Annotated in this window: 3 protein-coding genes; 2 read left to right on the top strand and 1 reads right to left on the bottom strand. The window is 50.7% G+C overall.

Annotation, left to right across the window (positions count from 1 at the left end):
* The coding region (locus AUR66_RS06175) for an HFX_2341 family transcriptional regulator domain-containing protein (RefSeq protein WP_231727774.1) at nt 1–313 on the bottom strand (313 nt) is incomplete at its 3' end.
* 275 nt (nt 314–588) lie between these two features.
* Between AUR66_RS06175 and AUR66_RS06170 the strand changes: the two genes are divergently transcribed.
* Together AUR66_RS06170 and AUR66_RS06165 are read left to right on the top strand one after the other, a co-directional pair.
* Entirely contained in the window at nt 589–858 is a 270-nt protein-coding gene (locus tag AUR66_RS06170; RefSeq protein ID WP_058571615.1) for a type II toxin-antitoxin system HicB family antitoxin, read from the top strand.
* A gap of 3 nt (nt 859–861) precedes the next feature.
* The gene (locus AUR66_RS06165; RefSeq protein WP_058571614.1) at nt 862–1,113 is read left to right on the top strand and encodes a type II toxin-antitoxin system HicA family toxin; all 252 of its coding nucleotides are present in this window, start codon (nt 862–864) and stop codon (nt 1,111–1,113) included.
* Nucleotides 1,114–1,559 lie beyond the last annotated feature (446 nt).

The raw sequence follows: 1,559 nt of genomic DNA, 5'->3' as shown, positions 1-1,559 counted from the left end.
CACCCATTACGTCGTAGAAATCAGTGAGTTGGACAGCGACACCGCGGACGTCTGCGAATGACTCGACCTCGTCGCGGATTTCTTCCTGGTACTCTGTCGCCTCGCGCCAATCCGCAGCATCCGATTCATGTGAATCAAAATCTGCTCCGAAATCGACACTCCCCATGTTGTCGGAGTCTCGATATGGGTCATCCACAAGCAAATAGACAACATCAGCTTTCGACCGAAGTGGCTCAACAACACGGTCGTATTCGTACCCAAGTGGGACGACATGCACACGTTTCTGATCAAGGCTCGGTGCAATCCGGTCCATACGTGTACTCTCTGTATCTAGGGTATGAAATGTCGGGTTTGATTATAGGATCTGAGAGGCAGGGGTACGTTCAGCTACCAGTAAAGGTAGGAGCAAGTACTCTGTTGAGATATTCAGTTGCTGATAGTTTGTTGGAGCCGTGATGAATACAGAGCGCGAGTCGGTCATCAAGTTCGTTCGAGGGGAGCATCTGCTTGGAGAACTCATATGCTCGCCTTCGTGGTGAGGGCAGTATGCCGAATGCTTATACAGTTCATCGGGCAACTAGGGGTAAGATGGCCAGTTCGACTCGGAACGGCGACGCCAACGATGGCGAGATTCGTCTCTGGCAAGAGGACGGCTGGTGGATCGCGAAGGATGTCGATACGGGCGTGACCACGCAGGGAAAGTCCAGAGAAGAAGCGCTCGATAACCTCGACGATGCTGTCGCAGTCCACACCGGAAAGCGTGGACGTGAACCGACAGACGAAGAACTTCGTGCGTTGGGTATCGACCCCGCCAACAACACCACTGGCGACCAAGAACCGCCGGACGTGCTCGACTAATCGATGGGGCGGCGAACGTTCTCCGGGATGGAGATAGTGAAGGTGCTGGTCAACGTCGGTGGGTTCGAGTGGCGACGAACGACCGGTGACCATGCCCAACTGTATTACGAACACCCGACAAACGAAGCGGACCGCCGACAGGTAACCGTCCCGCTGCATAGCGAACTCCGTACCGGAACGCTCCGAAGTATCGCCGAAAGTGCCGGCGCAAACGACTTCGATGCCTTCTGCGATTGGATCGACGAAAACGCCTGATTATCAACGAAGACACGAACTGAACTGTTCTTGTCGGATGTTGGTTAGGTTTTCTACCCCGTGCTGAATACGGAGCGCGAGTTCAGCGTGGCATACTTATCAATTTCTGGTCAATTCCAACATTTAAGAAATTCTAAAGAAGGCAACGTCAAAGATAATCGGTTGGATTTGACTACTCAGCCCACAAGATACTTGTCTGCTAATCAACTCGATTCAGATAATAAATGAAGCAACGAGAGTATGTTACAGTCGTTTCTCCGGTCTCAAGACTAAGTGCATTATGAAAAAGCAGTATCTCCTGCTGGTCGTTATACTCCTTACATTAATATCCGGATGCGTAGGCATAGCAAACCAGACTGATCAAAACGACACCACCATCGAAACTACAAGTACAGAAACACCAATAAAAACACATACTGAACAAAGTCCAACAACTACGACAGATA

The organism is Haloferax profundi, from assembly GCF_001469865.1.
Lineage (GTDB): Archaea > Halobacteriota > Halobacteria > Halobacteriales > Haloferacaceae > Haloferax > Haloferax profundi.
The sequence above is the reverse complement of the archived record's forward strand: the minus strand, read 5'-3'. Positions and strand labels throughout refer to the sequence as shown.